A 16,717-nucleotide genomic window follows, 5' to 3' on the forward strand; every position below is an offset into this window, starting at 1 on the left:
GCCCGTCACCCGTCCGATCCCTCCGGCGTACTGCACACGGGGTCCGTCGTCGTATCGAACGTGCGAATTCCGGCGTGTCCTGACATTCCGTCGGGTGTACCGGGCAAGGAAACGGTCTCCGCGACAGCTACGCCGCCCCAACGAATGGAGACGTACCGCATGGTCCTCAGACACGCCCGGGCCGCGCGCCGCTCGGCGCTCGTGGCGCTCGGCGCCCTCGTCCTCGCCGGACTCCCCTACGCCGCGGCGGCCGACGGCTCCCCCGCCCAGGGGCCCGCGCCCGGGGCGGCCCAGACCCTCGGCGCCGACCGGCCCTCCCCGCACCTGCTCGGCGCCCTCCAGCGCGACCTGAAACTGAACGAGGAGCAGGCGTCGAAGCGCCTGGTCAACGAGGCCGAGGCGGGCACCCGCGCCGGCCGGCTGCGCAACTCCCTGGGCGAGCGGTACGCGGGCGCCTGGCTGCGGGGCACGACCGCCGACGAGCTGACGGTGGCCACCACCGACGCCAAGGACGTGGCGGCCATCCAGGCCGAGGGCGCCACCGCGCAGGTCGTCGAGCGGCCCCTGGCGGCGCTCCAGGCGGCGAAGGAGAAGCTGGACGCGGCGGCCGGCCGCGTCAACACCGCCGACACGCCCGTCTGGTACGTCGACGTGGTGAAGAACCAGGTCGTGGTGCAGGCCGTCGACCAGGCCGCGGGCACCGCATTCGTGGAGGCCGCGGGCGTGGCGGGCGAGGACGTCGGCATCCGTCTGGCGCCCGACCGGCCGCGGCTGCTGCAGGACATCACCGGCGGCGACGCGTACTACATCAACGACTCGGCGCGCTGCTCCGTCGGCTTCTCCGTCACCCAGGGCAGTCAGGGCGGCTTCGTGACGGCCGGCCACTGCGGCCGGGCGGGCGCGACCACCACCGGCTACGACCGCACCGCGCAGGGCACCTTCCAGGCGTCGGAGTTCCCCGGGCGGGACATGGCGTGGGTGGCGACCCAGAGCAACTGGACGCCCACGCCCGACGTGAAGGCGGCGGACGGCCAGGAGGTCCAGGTGACCGGCTCGGCGCAGGCGCTCGTCGGGGCGTCGGTGTGCCGCTCGGGCTCCACCACGGGCTGGCACTGCGGGGTGATCGAGCAGCACAACGCGAGCGTCCGCTACCCGGAGGGCACGGTCAACGGGCTGACCCGGACGACGGTGTGCGCGGAACCGGGCGACTCCGGCGGCCCGTACGTCGCGGGCGCGCAGGCGCAGGGCGTCACCTCCGGCGGCTCCGGCAACTGCACCAGCGGCGGCACCACGTACTTCCAGCCGGTCAACCCGATCCTCTCCCAGTACGGGCTGACCCTGGCCACGGCGGCCGCGCAGACCGCGCCCGCGGATCAGGAGGGCGGCGCCCAGGCGTGGACCGCCGGCCGGGTCTACGAGGCGGGCGCCACCGTCACCCGTGACGGGGTGATGTACCAGTGCCTGCAGACCCACCAGGCGCAGGGCGCGTGGGCGCCCGCGGGGACGCCGGCGCTCTGGCAGAAGATCTGACGCACCCTTCGCACACGGCGCCGGCGCCGGCGGCGGTCAGCGGACCGCCGCCGGCGCCGTTCCGTTCCTCTGGGGCTGTTCGGCGAGCAGCGCGTAAGCAGTGGACACGAAGGGGTCGTTCGAGCGGAAGCGGCGGGTGCAGACGGCGGCGAGCGCGGTGCCCGTGTCGGGACGGAAGCCGAGGAACGCCTGCTGGCCGAGGGTGGCCCCGCTGTGGAAGTACAGCGGGCCGCCGTCCGTGGGATGCCGGAACCAGGCGACGGTGTGCACGTGCCGGTGCCCGAACCCCCGGCGCAGCACCGGAGTCCGGACGGCGCGGAGGGCGCCGGTCAGCGGCGGGCAGCGGTCGGGGCCGAGGTGGGCCTCGAGGAAGGTGAGCAGGTCGTGCGGGGTGGCGCGGACCGCGCCGGCCGCCCGGAAGCCGCCCGCGTCGAAGGCGGGCAGTGTCCCCGTGCCGTCCTTGCCGTGGCCGACGGCGTCGAGCCCGTAGGCGGGGTGCGGGGCCGTGTCGTGCAGGGCGAGGGGGTCGAGCAGATGGCGGGTGAGCAGGTCCTGCCAGTCGGTTCCGGTGGCCGCGCCGAGGGCGTGGCCGAGGACGGCGACGCCGAAGTTGGAGTAGTGCCAGCGGGTGCCGGGGCGGTGGCGGGACCGGTGGCGCAGGAAGGCGTCGACGACGCGGGCGTCGGGGTAGCGGCCGTAGGGGTTGGTGCGCCAGGCGGGCAGGGCGCGGGGGTAGAAGCCGGCGGGGAGCGCGGGCAGTCCGGCCGTGTGGGTCATCAGGTGGGCGAGGGTGACGGGGGTGCGTCCTGGCGGGCGGCGGGCGCCGAGGAGGGCGGCGGCGGGTTCGCCTCCGGTGAGCAGGCCGCTGTCCACCAGGTGTGCGAGGAGCAGTCCGGTGTACGCCTTGGTGGCCGAGCCGATCTCGTAGCGCAGCCGGTCGCGGGGGCGTCCCGGCGACGGGCCGGTTCCGCCGGTGACGACCGTGCGGCGGCCGTGCCGGGAGACCGCGAAGACGGCGTCGGGGGCGTCGGCGGCGGTGACCGCCTCGGCCAGCCGCTGCGGCCAGTCGCCGTCGCCGTCAGCGGTGTCCGGGGCGGGCTCGTCCTCCCGGCCGGCCGGCGGGCCCGGCCAGGAGGTGCGGTACGCCGTCGTCATGTGGCGGCGCCCGCCAGCTCGGTCAGGGCGCGGGAGGTGGCCAGGACCGAGGCGAACGCCGCGACCAGCGTGGAGTGGTAGACGACGTCGAATACGGCCTCCTCGTCGCCCTCGGGCATGTCGCGGATGGCGGGCATGGCGCCGTCGGGCTGCTGGGCGGCGGCGAAGGCGCGCCAGGCCGTCTCGTCAAGGGTGGGGCGGGGCAGGCAGGCGTCCACCACGAGGAGTTCGCCGAGCAGGTCCCAGCGGCGCAGGTCCAGCCAGTCGTCGATCCACGCGGGCAGCCAGGTAGCCAGGTACTCGGCGATGTCCGGGGGGAGTCCGCCGGGGTTCTCGCCCCAGTCGGTCAGATGGAACACGCAGTGCGTGATGTCGTAGGCGATGTGGCCCTCGACGGTCCACGGTTCGGGGGTGCGGGCCAGCCAGGTGGAGCGCAGGGCCTCGGCCTCCGGCGGGCGGGGGGTGAGGCCGAAGCGGCGCTGGAACGCGGACAGCCCGAGCCGCCGGGTGGGGGTGGTCTCGAGGGCGAACCAGCTGTCGAGGCGGGCGTTCAGCTCGGCGTGGCGCTCGATCTCCGGCTGGCTGTAGCCGAGTTCACGGAACGGCAGGTACACCTCGAAGGGGATCGGGGAGGCCGGTTCGGTGTGCTGACCGCGGACCAGCATGGCGCCGCCGTCCAGGGTGTCCCGCCAGACGTGGTCGAGGAGGCGGCGGGCCAGCTCGGCCTGCCGGGAACCGGCGACGCCCTCGCGGAACAGCACCTTGCAGACCAGGGCGAGTTCGCCGACCGGCTTGAAGCGTTCCAGGAAACCCACTTCGGGGTCCACGTCGGTCTCGAGGCGGAAGCCGTCGCGGTGCGCCCACAGCCATTCCATGGCGTCGACGCCGACGGTGTGGACGAGACGGGTGTCGGTCATGACGGCGCTCCTTGTCCGCCGGGCCGCCCCGCAGCGGCCGGTGCGGCCCGTCCGGCCGGGCGGGTCACGGCCAGTACCGCCGCGAAGACGGCCATGAGGGTGGAGTGGTAGTGGTGCAGAAAGTAGCGGTCGCCGTCCGAGCGGGGGCCGGCGGCGAGCTCGTCCAGATCCCGGTCGTTGAGAGGGACTTCTCCGGACGGGCCGCGTGCGGCGAGCAGCCGTCGCCAGTCGTCCGCGGGGACCTCCTCGCCGGTCGTGCGGGCCGCGATGGCGGCCACCGCGAGGAGTTCGCCGGCGAGATCCCACAATCCGGCCTCCAGGCAGGTGTCGAGCCAGGGCGGCAGCCAGTCGCGGAGGTAGACGGCGAGGTCCGGCGGCAGGGCGGACGCGTCGCGTCCCCAGTCGGCGAGGTGGAACACGACGTGCGTGAGGGCGTATCCGGCGTCGCGGCCGAAGCTCCACGGCTCGGGCAGTCCGCCGAGCCAGGTCTGCGGCAGTTCCGGCGGGGTCTGCCCGAAGCGGTGGATGCCGCAGCGTTCCTCGGCGCGCAGCACGCCGAGCCGCCGGGTGGGGTCCTGTTCGGTGAGCCGCCAGCCGCGGGTGCGGGCCACGACGGCCCCCGCCTGTTCGAAGGCGGGGTGGCGCAGCCCGGCTGAGGCGAAGACGGAGTACACCTCCAACGGATAGGTGGCGAACGGCTCCAGGCGCTGGAGACGCAGGAACAGCTCGCCCTCGTGGGTCTCCTGCCAGGCGAAGTCGAGCAGTCCGCGGGCGCGGGCGTGCAGCGGGTCGGCGGGTTCGGTGAGCCGGGCGACGGTCGCGCAGACCTGGGCGAGCTCGCCGAGGGGTTTCCAGCTGCGGTCGACCTCGCCGTCGGAGGCCAGCGCGTCCTCGCCCAGGGCGAAGTCGGCGCGCCGCGAGTCCGTCCAGGCGAGGGCGTCCGCGGCGGCGGCTCGCAGGGCGCCGGCGATGCGGTGGGTGCCGTCGGTGCGGTGGGGGTCGGCGGGCGCGCTCACCCGCGTGCTCCGGTCCGCATCCGGCGGGCGGCCTGCACCTGGAGGGCGACGAGCGGGTCCTGTCCGCCCATCAGCTCCACGAAGTCCAGGCCGGTGTCCAGGCCGACGGTGTCCGGCACGCCGGGCAGCAGCGTCAGCCAGCGTCCGGCGCCGGCGGCCTGCCGCCAGTCCCGGCGGCGCACCGCACGGACGAAACCGCGGGCGACGTCGACGGGCCGGCCGGCCGCGAGGCGGCTCACGGCGCAGTCCTCGCCGGGCAGTGCGAGGGGCGCCAGGACGGCGAGTTGATGGGTGAGGACCTGCCAGGTCGCGCCGTCCAGCCACGCGGTGTCCGGCTCGTGAGGCGGTTCCGCGGACGAGGGGTCGGCGCGGCGCAGGGTGCGGGCCATCACCCAGTGGCTCCAGCGCACGGTGGGCGCGGCGTCCCCGCGGGGCGGGTACGCCTCGACCGCCTTGCGGAAGACGGCCAGCTCCGCCGGGTCGGGCGGAGTGCGCGACAGGAGGCCCGGCAGCAGCGCGTCCGCTCCCAGGACGCGTACGGCGGCCAGTGCCAGGTCCCCGGCTTCCCCGTCGGTCCCCACCGGGGGGACCACGTGAGCGTGGCCCCCGCCCCGAAGGGCGGAGACCACACCGGAAGCGAGGTCCTGCACCGCGGCCTGCAAGCGGGTCGAAGTGCCTGACTGCTCCATTCGACTGCTCCCGTCGATCCGTCAGCCCTTCTTCGGGCGCGGGGTCGGAGGCGACAGCAGCAGCTTGGTCGCGCCGGACAGGAGCGCCAGGGCGGCGGCCTGCCGGCTGTCGCGGTAGACCCCCTCGGCCTCGGCGGGGTCGAGTGCCGCTTCGATGTCGGCGGCCTGGATTCCGGTGACTTCCTGGACCTTCTCGTCGGTACGCATAACACCATCTCCCTGAGGCGTAGCGAAGTACCTTCCAGTTTCAGAATCACCCGAATCGGACAAATAACGCCACTTTTCTCTTACTTACTTTCGTCACTTCTTCAACATGCGCCGCGGACACGGGTGCAGGGCGCGGTAGCCGTCATACGGCGGGCCGCCCTACGCCCGCAAGGACGACGCCGCTGTGCGGGAGGGCGGGGACGCGGTGCAGGGAGATGGCCAGATTCTGGTCCGGAACGGTGTACTCCATACGAGCTAGTTGCGCGGTGAGGGTCTCCAACAGGCCGACGGTGAGGCCCTCTCCGGGGCACCGGTGGCCCGTCGCCGGGTCGCCGCCGCCCTGCGGGATCAGCTCGTCGCGTCCGACGGACCGTTCGAGGAAGCGGCGCGGCCGGAACGCGTAGGGGTCGCCCCACAGCGTCTCGTCGTGGTTCTGGCCGTACACGTCGAGCACCACCAGGCCGCCTTCGGGCACCCGTGCACCCCGCCAGAACAGGTCGCGGGCGGCGAGGCCGCCGAGGAACGGCACGAACGGGTAGAAGCGGCGCACCTCGTGCGCGAACGCCGTCCGGAACGCCACGTCCCCCTGCGCGAGCGGGGCCCGGCTCTCCGGCCAACGGTGCAGGGCGTGCGCGGCGAAGGCGACGAACCAGGCGAGGGCGGTGGTCGGGCGCAGCACGTTGAGCAGCTCGACGGCGGCGGTCTTCTCGTCCAGCGGCTCGCCGTTCAGGTCGCGGTGCCCGCACACCCGCTCCAGCACCGAGCCGGCGGGCGCGGTGACCGTACCGGTGCGGACGTCGCGGACCAGGCGCGCCAGCCGCTCCTCCTGGCGTCCGCGGGCGCGGCGGGCCCGCAGATGGCGCGGTCCCGCGGTGGCGAAGCCGTCCACCATCGCGGTCATGTCCCGCGCGGCCGCCCCGGCGCCGGCGCCGTCCAGCGGCACGCCGGCCCAGCGGTGGACGCCTCGCGTGAGGACGGTCGCCGCCTCGTCGAACAGCACGACCGAGGCGCGGCGGCCCCATTCCGGCACCGCCTCGTCCCAGGCGCCGGAGACGTGCTCGGCGAGTCCCGCCACGGCGGCCGGTTCCAGCAGCGGCAGGAACAGCTCCTTGCGGGCGCGGTGGGCGGCGCCGTCCAGGGTGTGCACGGCGCCGTGGCCGAAGAGGGTGCCGAGAACCGGCTCGGGGACGGCGCGGTGCCGGTGCACGTTCCGTTCGTCGTAGAAGAAGCGGACCGCCTCCGGTCCGCGCAGGGCGAGGGCGGGGCGGCCCATGATCCGGGTGCGGACCACGGAGCCGGAGGCGTCGCGCATCCGGTTGGGGAGCCAGGCGTAGCCCTCGGCGAGGAGCGGCAGGGTGCGGTCGATCAGAGGGCGGCTGAGTACGTCCATGGCGGGCGGGTGCCCTCGGTGTCTCCCCGGACACTCGGCGGAACGGGCGTGGCGGAGACCACGGGCGGATCGAGACCCGGGTCACGCCGGGGACGGCGCGGCGGCGTCTACGGTGCTGACGTCCTCCCGGTCCCCCCGATGCGGACGGAGATCCCGTGCCAGGCCACCTCCCCTCCGTGACAGCGGCCACCGCGCAGTGGCTGACCCGCTCCTTCCCCGCGTCCGGCGGCCCCCTGTCCGCCGCCCTCTGCGAGATCCAGGCCCGCCAGGCGGCCGCCGTCGCGGCCCGGCTCCGTTACCCGACGGCGATGGACGCGGAACTGGTCGGACTCGCCGGCCCCGGAGGCGCGGCCCGGCTCGACGGGATCACCGGCGCGGAAGGGCTCGGCGCGGAGCCGTGGCGCACCTGGGTCGACGAAGTCGTGGCGAGCTGGGCGGCCTGCCTGCTGTCCGACACGGACCTGGCCGCCAGGGCGGTGGCCGCGCTCGGCCCCGGCCACGGCGAGTACCGCCGCCTCGTCTCCCCCGACCCCACGGACACCAGGGCCGCGGCGCTCCTCCGCCACCCGGACCTGCTGACCCCGGTGGCCGCGCTCCACCGCGAGTCGCTGCTGGCGCGCCTGGAAGAGGGGCCGGCACTGGCGGCGTGAGCGCCTGATCTCCTCGCCGGCCGGTCCGCGAAGGCGATCCGCGGACCGGACGGTCACTCACCGTGGTTCACCCGACCGCACCAGCGACCGTGCCGTCCGCCGCCGTGCGGGTGAAGGTGTGGGGCATGAGTAGTCCCATATCCCGGAAGTGGGAGCACGCCGTCGTGACCGGCGGCGCCGGGTTCGTCGGCTCCCATCTGTGCAAGGCCCTGCTCGACGCGGGCGCGGCCGTGACCTGCGTGGACGATCTCAGTACCGGACGGCCCGAGAACGTCGCCCCGCTGCTCGACCGGCCGGGGTTCACCCTGGTGCAGGCGAACGTGGCGCAGGAGCTGCCGGTACGCCGGCGGCCCGACCTGGTGCTGCACTTCGCCTCCCCCGCCTCTCCCGCGGACTATCTGCGGCTGCCGCTGCACACCATGGACACCGGCAGCGCCGGCACCCGCAACGCCCTGACCCTCGCCCACGAGTCCGAGGCGCGCTTCGTCCTGGCGTCGACGTCGGAGGTGTACGGCGACCCCCAGCAGAACCCGCAGGACGAGCGGTACTGGGGCAACGTCAACCCGGTCGGCCCGCGCAGCGTGTACGACGAGGCCAAGCGGTTCGGCGAGGCCCTGACCACCGCGCACGCGGAGACGTACGGCACGGACACCTGCATCGTGCGGCTGTTCAACACGTACGGTCCCGGCATGCGCGGCCACGACGGCCGGGCGGTGCCCACCTTCGTGCGCCAGGCGCTGGCCGGTGAGCCGCTCACCGTGACCGGCGACGGCCGCCAGACCCGTTCGCTGTGCTACGTCGACGACACCGTCGCGGGCATCCTCGCGGCGGCCGCGCACGGTCTGCGCGGCCCCGTCAACATCGGCAACCCCTCCGAGATCAGCATGCTCGCGCTGGCCCGCCTGGTGGTGGCCCTCGCCGGCTCCTCGTCCGAGGTGCGCTACATCGAGCGCCCCGTGGACGACCCGGCCGTGCGCTGCCCCGACATCACGCTGGCCCGCGACAAGCTCGGCTGGGAGCCGCGGGTGGGCGCCGAGGAGGGCCTGCGCCGCACGATCGACTTCTTCCGCGCCGAAGCGGCCCGCGGCTGAGCGGCCCGCCCCCGCCGGCCTGAAGGACCGGGCGGCCGATCCGGCCGCCGCCCCCTCGCGAAAGGTCCGTCCGCCATGCGCATCCTCGGCATCAACGCCCTGTTCCACGACCCCGCGGCCGCCCTGGTGATCGACGGCCGTACCGTCGCCGCCGCGGAGGAGGAGCGGTTCTCCCGGCGCAAGCACGGCAAACGGCCGCTGCCCTTCTCCGCCTGGGAGCTGCCCGAGCAGGCCGCCGCCTGGTGCCTGAAGCGGGCCGGGCTGCGCCCTCAGGACCTCGACGCGGTCGCCTACTCCTTCGACCCCGCCCTCGCCCGCCCCGCCGACGCGATGGGCCTCGACGACCCCTGGGACCATCTGCGTCTCACCTACGCGCGGGAGGCCCCCGGCTTCCTGAGCACCGCGCTGCCCGGACTCGACCCGGAGACCGTGCGGTTCGTCCCGCACCACATGGCGCACGCCGCGTCCGGCGCGTACGCCGCCCCCGACGCCGGCAGCTGCTCCGTGCTGGTGCTGGACGGCCGCGGTGAACGCGCCTCCCACCTGGCCGCGCGCCTCACCGGCGGCCGTCTCGAACCGCTGCGCGCCCAGGACCTGCCCCACTCCCTGGGCCTGGTCTACGAGGAGCTCACCGAGCACCTCGGCTTCCTGCGCTCCTCCGACGAGTTCAAGGTGATGGCGCTCGCCTCCCATGGCACCCCGCGCATGCTGCCCGAGCTGCGCCGGTACGTGTACCCGACGGGCGACGGCGGCTTCCACGCGGCCGGGGTGCCCTGGGCGGAGCTGTGCGCGCCGCGCGGCCCGGACGAGCCGTGGACGCAGGACCACGCCGACGTCGCCGCGAGCGCGCAGGCCGTGCTGGAGGAGACGCTGCTGGACCTGGTGCGCTGGCTGCACGGTCGTACCCACGACACGGTGCTCACCCTCGCCGGGGGCGTGGCGCTGAACTGCGTCGCCAACTCCCGTATCGCGCGGGAGGGTCCGTTCTCCCGGGTGTGGGTGCAGCCGGCGGCCGGCGACGCGGGGACGGCGCTCGGCGGCGCGCTGCTGGTGTCCGCCGGGGCCGGGGACGCGCCCGAGCCGATGACCGGCGCCGACCTGGGCCGGGACTGGTCCGACGCGGAGCTGGGCGCGTGGCTGAAGACGGCCGCCGTGCCCTGCGAGAAGCCCGAGGACATCGCCGTCACCGTGGCCCGGACGCTCGCCGACAACGGCATCGTGGCCTGGTTCCAGGGACGCAGCGAGTACGGCCCCCGGGCGCTCGGCCACCGGTCGCTGCTCGCCCACCCCGGGCATGCGGGGAACCTGGAGCGGCTCAACGACGTGAAGGGCCGCGAGCAGTTCCGGCCGGTCGCGCCCATGGTGCTCGCCGACCGGGCGGCGGAGATCTTCGACGGGCCGCTGCCCAGCCCGTACATGCTGTTCGTGCACGACGTGGCGCCCGCCTGGCGGGACCGCGTGCCCGCCGTGGTGCACGTCGACGGCACCGCCCGCATCCAGACGGTCGACCCGGAGCGTCAGCCGCTGCTGGCGCGGATGCTCCGCGAGTTCGAGCGGCTGACCGGGCTGCCCGTCGTCGTCAACACCAGCCTCAACACGGCGGGCCGCCCCATGGTCGACGACCCGCGCGACGCTCTGGAGTGCTTCGGCTCCTCCCCGGTGGACCTGCTGGCCATCGGCCCCTACGCGGTGCGGCGCGGCGCGCTGTTCCGCACCGGCGACGGCGGCGAGGAGGTGGCGCGATGACCGGGCCCGCCGCTCCCGCCGGGGAGTACGCGGTGGTGGTGCCGACTCTGGGCCGCCCGTCGCTCGCGGCGTGCCTGCGGGCGCTGGCCGAGTCGGAGGGGCCGCGTCCGGTGCGGGTCGTGCTGGTGGACGACCGCCGGGACCCCGCCGTGCCGCTCACCGCGTCCGTTCCCCCTGCCCTGCGGTCCCGGACCGTCGTGGTGCACGGCGGGGCGCGCGGCCCGGCCGCCGCCCGCAACGCCGGATGGCGTGCCGCCGGGGACGCGCCGTGGATCGTGTTCCTCGACGACGACGTGGTGCCGGGGCCCACGTGGGCCGACGATCTCGCGCTCGACCTCGCCGGGGCGAGCGTGGCGACCGCCGGGACCACCGCCCGCGTCGAGGTGCCGCTGCCCGTGGACCGGGCGCCCACCGACTGGGAACGCAATGTGGCGGGCCTGGCCGAAGCGCGCTGGATCACCGCCGACATGGCGTACCGGCGCAAGGCGCTGGAGGCCGTGGGCGGCTTCGACGAGCGGTTCCGCCGGGCCTTCCGGGAGGACGCGGACCTGGCGCTGCGGGTGCTCGACGCCGGCTGGACGCTGGCGGAGGGGCGCCGTACGACCACGCACCCGGTGCGTCCCGCCGACCGGTGGGTCTCCGTGCGGCTCCAGGCGGGCAACGCGGACGACGTGCTGATGACCCGGCTGCACGGGCGGGACTGGTGGCGGCGGGCCGGGGCGCCCCGGGGCCGTCTCCCCCTGCACCTGGCGGTGACGTCGGCCGGGCTCGCGGCGGCGGTGTGCGCGCTCACCGGACGCCCGCGCGCCGCGGCGGTCTGCGCCTGCGGGTGGCTCGCGGGGACCGCCGAGTTCGCCCTGGCCCGTATCCTCCCGGGTCCGCGCACCCGGGACGAGGTCGTCACCATGGCCCTCACCAGCGCGCTCGTCCCGCCGGCCGCCGCCTGGCACTGGCTGCGCGGACAGGTGCGGCACCGCGCCACGCCCGCCCACCGCCACCGGGCCGAGCCCCCGTCGCCCTCCGCGGCGGCCCCGGCCGGCGAACGGATGCCGACATGAACCGGCGGACCTGCCCGCCCCCGGCCCGCGACGGGCCCCGGCGGGCGCCCCGCGCACGCTCCCGGCCGCAGCCGCGGCCGGAACCCGATCCCCGGACGGCGGTGTCCGCACCCCGGCCGCGACCGATCACGGAGGTGAGCCCATGACCGCGGACCTCGCCCCTGTCCCCCCGGGCGTGCTGTCGATCGCGCTCGTCTCGGAGCACGCGAGTCCCCTCGCCGCGCTCGGCGGGGGGGACTCCGGAGGCCAGAACGTCCACGTCGCCGCCCTGGCCACGGCGCTCGCCGGCCGCGGACACCGCGTCACGGTGCACACCCGCCGCGACGCGCCCGATCTGCCGGACCGGGTGCGGATCGGCGAGCGCGTGGAGGTCCACCACGTCACCGCCGGACCCCCCGAACCGGTGCCCAAGGACCGGCTGCTGCCGTACATGGACGCGTTCGCGCGCGTGCTCGTCCGGGAGTGGCGGGCCCGCACCCCGGACGTGGTGCACTCCCACTACTGGATGTCCGGACTGGCCTCGCTCGGCGCGGCCCGGGAGGTGGGCCTGCCGCTGCTGCACACCTACCACGCGCTGGGCACGGTGAAGCGCCGCCACCAGGGCGCCGCCGACACCAGCCCGCCGGAGCGGATCGGCTGCGAGATCGAGGTGGGGCTCGGCTGCGACCGGGTCGTCGCCACCTGCCGTGACGAGGTCGCGGAGCTGGTCCGGATGGGCGTGCCCGCGGACCGGATCGGCGTCGTGCCGTGCGGCGTGGACACCGCACGCTTCACCCCGGCGGGCCCGCGCTGGGCGCGCGGCCCGTACCGCCACCGGCTGGTGCAGCTGGGACGGCTGGTGCCGCGCAAGGGGGCCGCCGTGTCGGTGGCCGCGCTGGCCCTGCTGCCCGGGACCGAACTGCTGGTGGCCGGCGGGCCCCCGGCGGAGCGACTCGACGACGACCCGGAGGTGCGCCGGCTGCGCGCGGTGGCGCGGGACGCGGGGGTCGTCGACCGGGTGCGGTTCCTGGGCGGGGTGGACGCCGAGCGCGTGCCGGCGCTGCTGCGCTCCGCCGACGTGGTGCTCTGTCCCGCCGACTACGAGCCCTTCGGCATCGTCCCGCTGGAGGCCATGGCCTGCGGCCGTCCCGTGGTGGCCAGCGCGGTCGGCGGCCAGCTCGACACCGTCGCCGACCCGGCCACCGGACGGCTCGTGCCGCCCGGCGACCCCGAGGCGCTGGCCGCCGCCGTGGCGAGCCTGCTCGCCGACCCGGCCGGCCGCGAGGCCTGCGGGACGGCGGGCCGCCGCCGGGTGCTCGCCCGCTACGGGTGGCCTCGGATCGCCGCCGCCACGGAGGCGGCGTACTGCGAGGTCCTCGACAGCGAGCCGGCCGTGACCAGGACCGGCTGAACCCCAGGCCCGCACACGGGCCGCAGACGTCCGACGTTGGAAGGAGGTGCGGGCGCCGTCGCCGTCCCCGGAGGGCGGCGCGCCCGGCCCACCATGACCGAACACCCCGCGCTCGACGCCGCCCGTCTGCACTGCCGGTCCCTCCAGGACGCCCTCGACGGGCTCGGCCGGCACGGCCTGCCCCGGATCGCGGACTGGGGCGGCCGGCTCGCCGCCGTCCTCACCGGCGGCGGCCGGCTGCTGACCGCCGGCAACGGCGGCAGCGCCGCCCAGGCCCAGCACCTCACCGCCGAACTGGTCGGCCGCTACCGCAGCGAGCGGCCCGCGTACTCGGCGCTCGCCCTGCACGCGGAGACCTCCAGCGTCACCGCCATCGGCAACGACTACGGCTTCGACCACGTGTACGCCCGTCAGGTCGCCGCGCACGGACGCCCCGGCGACGTGCTCATGCTGCTGTCCACCTCGGGCCGCAGCGCCAACCTCATCGCCGCCTCGGTCGCGGCCCGTCGGGCCGGGCTCGAGGTGTGGGCGCTGACCGGGCCCGGCCCCAACCCGCTGATGGAGGCGGCCGACGAGAGCCTGTGCGTGGCGGCGGCCTCGACCGCGACCGTCCAGGAGGTCCATCTGGTCGCCGTGCACCTGCTCTGCGAGTGCTTCGACACCGCCGTGGCCGCGCCGCCGGCCCGGACCGTGGCGGCCGTTCCCGGGAGGCTGACATGACCGGTCCCGAACCGCTGGTGGTGGTGGGCGACGTCCTGCTCGACGAGGACATCGAGGGGGTCGCCACCCGGCTGGCCCCCGACGCGCCCGCCCCGGTCGTCGACGTCACCGGGGACCACGAGGCACCCGGGAGGCGCCGGGCTGGCCGCCGCGCTCGCCGCGCGCGGCGGCCGGGACGTCGTCCTGGTGACCGCGCTCGGCAGCAGCTCGGCGGGCGGTACGGCTGCTGGAGCTGCCGCTGCACGGCACGCTGCCGTGAAGACGCGCGTCCTCGCGGGCGGGCGTCCGCTGGTGCGCATCGACCGGGGCGGCGGCACGCCCGGCGAACCGGACGAGGCGGTGCGCGAGGCGCTGGCCGGCGCGCAGGCCGTCCTCGTCGCCGACTACGGCCGCCACACCGCCGGCGCGGTCCGCCCCCACCTGGAGGAGGCCGCCCGGCGCACCCCCCTCGTGTGGGACCCGCACCCGCGCGGCGAGACACCGGTACCGGGGGCGCGGCTGGTCACGCCCAACGCCGGCGAGGCGGTCACACTGTGCGCGGGCACGCCCGGCGTGCCGGGCGATTCGCTGGGCGCCTTCGCCGAACGCGGCACGGAACTCGCCGAACGCTGGCGGGCGGCGGGCGTCGCCGTGACACTCGGCGAACGGGGCGTCCTGCTGACCCGGCCGGGCGGCGGCACGCCGATGCTGATCCCCGCGCCGTTCCACGCGGACGGCGACACCTGCGGCGCGGGCGACTGCTTCGCCGCGACGACGGTCGCCGGTCTCGCGGACGGGCTGCTGCCGGAGGAGGCCCTGCAGCGGGCGGTCGCCGAGGCCGCCGCGTTCGTCGCGGCGGGCGGCGCGGGCAACCCGGACCTCTGGCACAACCCGGTCGCCCCGGTCCCCGCCCAGGACCCGGCCGCCGACGCGTTCGAACTGGCGCGGGAGGTGCGCGCGCGGGGCGGCACCGTGGTCGCCACGGGCGGCTGCTTCGACCTGGTGCACGCCGGTCACGTGGGGCTGCTGGAGAGCGCGCGGCGGATCGGCGACTGTCTGATCGTCTGCCTGAACTCCGACGCGTCCGTCACCCGCCGCAAGGGGCCCGGGCGGCCCCTGACCCCGGCCACGGACCGGGCGAGGGTGCTGGCCGCGCTGGGGAGTGTGGACGCGGTGGTGGTGTTCGAGGAGGACACACCGGAGCGGGTGCTGGAGCGGTTGCGGCCGGACGTGTGGGTGAAGGGCGGGGACTACTCCGTGCAGGAGCTGCCCGAGGCGGAGGTTGTGCGTACGTGGGGTGGGCAGGCGGTGGTACTGCCGTACCTGGACGGTCACTCGACGACGTCGCTGGCGCGGCGGGCTGCGGAGGCGGTGAAGTAGTCCCTGCGGGGCGGGTCGGGTACGTGCGCGTCTTTACGGGCGCGGGTGGTAGACGCCCCATGGGGGCGCGGGTGGCGGGTGGTGCGCCCTCCAGGCGCCGGGTGGCACGGGTGGTGCGCCCTCCGGACGCGGGGTGGCGGGTGGTGCGCCCTCTCGGACGCGGGGTGGTGATGCCCTGTAGGGGCGCGGGGAACTGCGCGAACGGGGGTCCGGGGGCGGAGCCCCCGAAACGGCGACACCGGTACGCGTGTCTTGGAGGCTCCGTCTCTTGGGCTTCCGTTTGCGCAGTTCCCCGCGCCCCTGAGGGTGTTTCCCAACCGTGTCCCTGTAGGGGACGGGGGTTACGCCGCCGTTTGCAGGGCCGGCTGCGGGGCCGTCTCCTTCGTGGGGAAGGCGACCGGAGACACCGTCCGGCGGCGGTGCAGGAGGTGGCCCGAGGCGATGGACGCCGCGATGATCACGCCGCCGGTGATCAAAGCCCCCCGCGGCCCTGCCAGCTCCATCAGGAGCCCGAGAGCCGGCGGCCCGCCCAGGCTCCAGACCGTGCCGACCGACCCCCACACCCCCAGCACACGCCCCCGCAGATGGGCGGGCGGATCGGTCTGCAGGACCGCCGTGCCCGCCGTGTCGGAGACGGACTCCACCACGGCCATGGGCAGGACCAGCACCAGCAGCACCGCCAGCGAGGGCGAAAGACCGGCGACGATCTGCAGCAGCGCCCCGGTCGCGGCGAGCGCGCCGACCAGCCGTACCGAGGGCCGCCGCAGCCGCGCCCCCAGCACCGCGCCGACGATCCCGCCTGCCGCGAGGACGGTCGACACCGTGCCGAAGGCTCCCGCGCCGCCCGCGAGCGGGCCGGTGACGAGGACCGCGAGGGTGAGGCCGTAGTTACGGCCGAAGACCGCGCTGATCCCGGTCACCCCGGCGAGCGCGAGCAGCCGGGGCCGCCGGGCGAAGAAGGCCAGCCCCTCCCGCACGCTCATGTCGGGCGTGGACCGCCGGGCCGCCCGCCCGGTGACCTGCCGTACCGCGCCCGCCGCCGGGCGGAGGAACGGGATGACCGCCGTCACGAAGAGGAAGGAGAAGCCGTTGGCGAAGTAGGCCGCCGCCGTGCCGAGGAAGTCGACGGTCACGCCGGCCAGGGCCGCGCCGGCGAGCCGCCCCGCGTTGAAGACGAGCGCGCCCACGCCGATGGCGGAGGGCACGTCCTCGGCGGGGACGAGGTCGTTGCCGAGCAGGGCGCAGGCCGGGTTGTCGACGGTGGCGACCATGCCGGTGACGGCGGCCAGCACCATCAGGGTGGTCATGTCGAGCCGGTCCAGCGCCACCAGGGTGGCCGTGGTGAAGGCGATGACGGCGAGCAGGGCCTGGCTGACCGCGGCGGTCAGCTTGCGCGGCCAGCGGTCGACGGCCGCGCCGCCGAGGACGCTCATCAGCAGGGCCGGGGCCGCCTGGACGGACATGGACAGGCCGGTGGCCGCGGCGGATCCGGTGATCTGCAGGACCAGCAGGTTCTGCACGGTCAGCTGCATCCACGTACCGGCGTTGGACACGAAGTTCGCGACGGACCACCAGCGCATGCTGCGGTGCCGCAGGGAACGCCAGGGTGACCGGGACCCGGCCTGGGCAGGGGAGGGTGTGGAAGACACGGTGCGCTACTCGGGGAGGAGCCTCGGGGGGCTCGGCTGAGTGGGCGCGGGAAGGAGGACGCCGGCTGCGCTGCGCGGCGTTTCCCGTCGCCGGATCGGGCGCGCTCCATCGTGGCAGAAGGGACCCCCGAGTCCTTTCCACCGCACGGG

The 16,717-nt window shown here is 75.8% G+C and carries 14 protein-coding genes and 1 pseudogene; 8 read left to right on the forward strand and 7 right to left on the reverse strand.

Features of this window, described 5'->3' with window-relative positions; genetic code table 11:
* The first annotated feature begins 159 nt into the window (after nt 1-159).
* Nucleotides 160-1,530: a trypsin-like serine protease gene (locus AY578_RS01765; RefSeq protein ID WP_258901784.1), complete on the forward strand. Its 1,371-nt coding sequence runs from the start codon at nt 160-162 to the stop codon at nt 1,528-1,530.
* A 36-nt stretch (nt 1,531-1,566) separates the two neighbouring features.
* Here the strand turns inward: AY578_RS01765 and AY578_RS01770 are convergent, their stop codons facing one another.
* The 6 genes from AY578_RS01770 to AY578_RS01795 all read right to left on the reverse strand — a co-directional run bounded on the left by AY578_RS01770 (nt 1,567) and on the right by AY578_RS01795 (nt 6,904).
* Nucleotides 1,567-2,685: a serine hydrolase domain-containing protein gene (locus tag AY578_RS01770; protein WP_258901786.1), complete on the reverse strand. Its 1,119-nt coding sequence runs from the start codon at nt 2,683-2,685 to the stop codon at nt 1,567-1,569.
* Nucleotides 2,682-3,602: a DUF6895 family protein gene (locus AY578_RS01775; protein ID WP_210638373.1), complete on the reverse strand. Its 921-nt coding sequence runs from the start codon at nt 3,600-3,602 to the stop codon at nt 2,682-2,684. The genes AY578_RS01770 and AY578_RS01775 overlap by 4 nt, the downstream gene beginning before the upstream one ends.
* Nucleotides 3,599-4,618, reverse strand: a complete 1,020-nt coding sequence (locus tag AY578_RS01780) for a DUF6895 family protein (protein ID WP_370879110.1) — start codon at nt 4,616-4,618, stop codon at nt 3,599-3,601. The genes AY578_RS01775 and AY578_RS01780 overlap by 4 nt, the downstream gene beginning before the upstream one ends.
* Entirely contained in the window at nt 4,615-5,307 is a 693-nt protein-coding gene (locus AY578_RS01785; RefSeq protein WP_258901788.1) for a hypothetical protein, read from the reverse strand. The genes AY578_RS01780 and AY578_RS01785 overlap by 4 nt, the downstream gene beginning before the upstream one ends.
* Nucleotides 5,308-5,328: 21 nt before the next feature.
* Nucleotides 5,329-5,514 (reverse strand): hypothetical protein, encoded by a 186-nt coding sequence (locus AY578_RS01790; protein WP_019525599.1) that lies wholly within the window; start codon nt 5,512-5,514, stop codon nt 5,329-5,331.
* A 142-nt stretch (nt 5,515-5,656) separates the two neighbouring features.
* Nucleotides 5,657-6,904, reverse strand: a complete 1,248-nt coding sequence (locus tag AY578_RS01795; protein ID WP_019525598.1) for a cytochrome P450 — start codon at nt 6,902-6,904, stop codon at nt 5,657-5,659.
* A gap of 155 nt (nt 6,905-7,059) precedes the next feature.
* Between AY578_RS01795 and AY578_RS01800 the strand changes: the two genes are divergently transcribed.
* The 7 genes and pseudogenes from AY578_RS01800 (at nt 7,060) to rfaE2 (ending at nt 14,918) form a co-directional block, all read left to right on the forward strand.
* The gene (locus AY578_RS01800; RefSeq protein WP_037778853.1) at nt 7,060-7,554 is read left to right on the forward strand and encodes a hypothetical protein; all 495 of its coding nucleotides are present in this window, start codon (nt 7,060-7,062) and stop codon (nt 7,552-7,554) included.
* A gap of 125 nt (nt 7,555-7,679) precedes the next feature.
* Nucleotides 7,680-8,645 carry an NAD-dependent epimerase/dehydratase family protein gene (locus AY578_RS01805; RefSeq protein WP_026243937.1) on the forward strand — a complete coding sequence of 322 codons (966 nt, stop codon included), beginning with the start codon at nt 7,680-7,682 and terminating at the stop codon, nt 8,643-8,645.
* Nucleotides 8,646-8,720: 75 nt separating this feature from the next.
* A complete protein-coding gene (locus AY578_RS01810; RefSeq protein WP_019525595.1) occupies nt 8,721-10,391 on the forward strand; it encodes a carbamoyltransferase family protein in 1,671 nt (556 codons plus the stop codon).
* Nucleotides 10,388-11,449 (forward strand): glycosyltransferase family 2 protein, encoded by a 1,062-nt coding sequence (locus AY578_RS01815; protein ID WP_019525594.1) that lies wholly within the window; start codon nt 10,388-10,390, stop codon nt 11,447-11,449. The genes AY578_RS01810 and AY578_RS01815 overlap by 4 nt, the downstream gene beginning before the upstream one ends.
* A gap of 142 nt (nt 11,450-11,591) precedes the next feature.
* On the forward strand, nt 11,592-12,839 hold the full coding sequence (locus AY578_RS01820; RefSeq protein ID WP_258901796.1) for a glycosyltransferase: 1,248 nt from the start codon (nt 11,592-11,594) through the stop codon (nt 12,837-12,839).
* A 93-nt stretch (nt 12,840-12,932) separates the two neighbouring features.
* The gene (locus tag AY578_RS01825) at nt 12,933-13,559 is read left to right on the forward strand and encodes a D-sedoheptulose-7-phosphate isomerase (RefSeq protein WP_161107637.1); all 627 of its coding nucleotides are present in this window, start codon (nt 12,933-12,935) and stop codon (nt 13,557-13,559) included.
* Nucleotides 13,556-14,918: pseudogene (gene rfaE2 / locus AY578_RS01830) on the forward strand (D-glycero-beta-D-manno-heptose 1-phosphate adenylyltransferase). Before AY578_RS01825 ends, rfaE2 begins: the two are co-directional and overlap by 4 nt.
* A gap of 341 nt (nt 14,919-15,259) precedes the next feature.
* Here rfaE2 and AY578_RS01835 read toward each other — a convergent pair.
* Nucleotides 15,260-16,498, reverse strand: coding sequence for an MFS transporter (locus AY578_RS01835; RefSeq protein WP_251144397.1), 1,239 nt, complete (start codon nt 16,496-16,498; stop codon nt 15,260-15,262).
* Nucleotides 16,499-16,717: the final 219 nt, after the last annotated feature.

It is taken from the genome of Streptomyces thermocarboxydus (assembly GCF_024760485.1).
Taxonomy (GTDB): Bacteria; Actinomycetota; Actinomycetes; order Streptomycetales; family Streptomycetaceae; genus Streptomyces; species Streptomyces cellulosae.

Bases quoted from the DNA above. Each gene is read 5' to 3' on its own strand.
- AY578_RS01765 (WP_258901784.1), top strand. From the start codon at position 160: ATGGTCCTCAGACACGCCCGGGCCGCGCGCCGCTCGGCGCTCGTGGCG.
- AY578_RS01770 (WP_258901786.1), bottom strand. From the start codon at position 2,685: ATGACGACGGCGTACCGCACCTCCTGGCCGGGCCCGCCGGCCGGCCGG.
- AY578_RS01775 (WP_210638373.1), bottom strand. From the start codon at position 3,602: ATGACCGACACCCGTCTCGTCCACACCGTCGGCGTCGACGCCATGGAA.
- AY578_RS01785 (WP_258901788.1), bottom strand. From the start codon at position 5,307: ATGGAGCAGTCAGGCACTTCGACCCGCTTGCAGGCCGCGGTGCAGGAC.
- AY578_RS01790 (WP_019525599.1), bottom strand. From the start codon at position 5,514: ATGCGTACCGACGAGAAGGTCCAGGAAGTCACCGGAATCCAGGCCGCC.
- AY578_RS01795 (WP_019525598.1), bottom strand. From the start codon at position 6,904: ATGGACGTACTCAGCCGCCCTCTGATCGACCGCACCCTGCCGCTCCTC.
- AY578_RS01805 (WP_026243937.1), top strand. From the start codon at position 7,680: ATGAGTAGTCCCATATCCCGGAAGTGGGAGCACGCCGTCGTGACCGGC.
- AY578_RS01810 (WP_019525595.1), top strand. From the start codon at position 8,721: ATGCGCATCCTCGGCATCAACGCCCTGTTCCACGACCCCGCGGCCGCC.
- AY578_RS01815 (WP_019525594.1), top strand. From the start codon at position 10,388: ATGACCGGGCCCGCCGCTCCCGCCGGGGAGTACGCGGTGGTGGTGCCG.
- AY578_RS01820 (WP_258901796.1), top strand. From the start codon at position 11,592: ATGACCGCGGACCTCGCCCCTGTCCCCCCGGGCGTGCTGTCGATCGCG.
- AY578_RS01825 (WP_161107637.1), top strand. From the start codon at position 12,933: ATGACCGAACACCCCGCGCTCGACGCCGCCCGTCTGCACTGCCGGTCC.
- AY578_RS01835 (WP_251144397.1), bottom strand. From the start codon at position 16,498: ATGCGCTGGTGGTCCGTCGCGAACTTCGTGTCCAACGCCGGTACGTGG.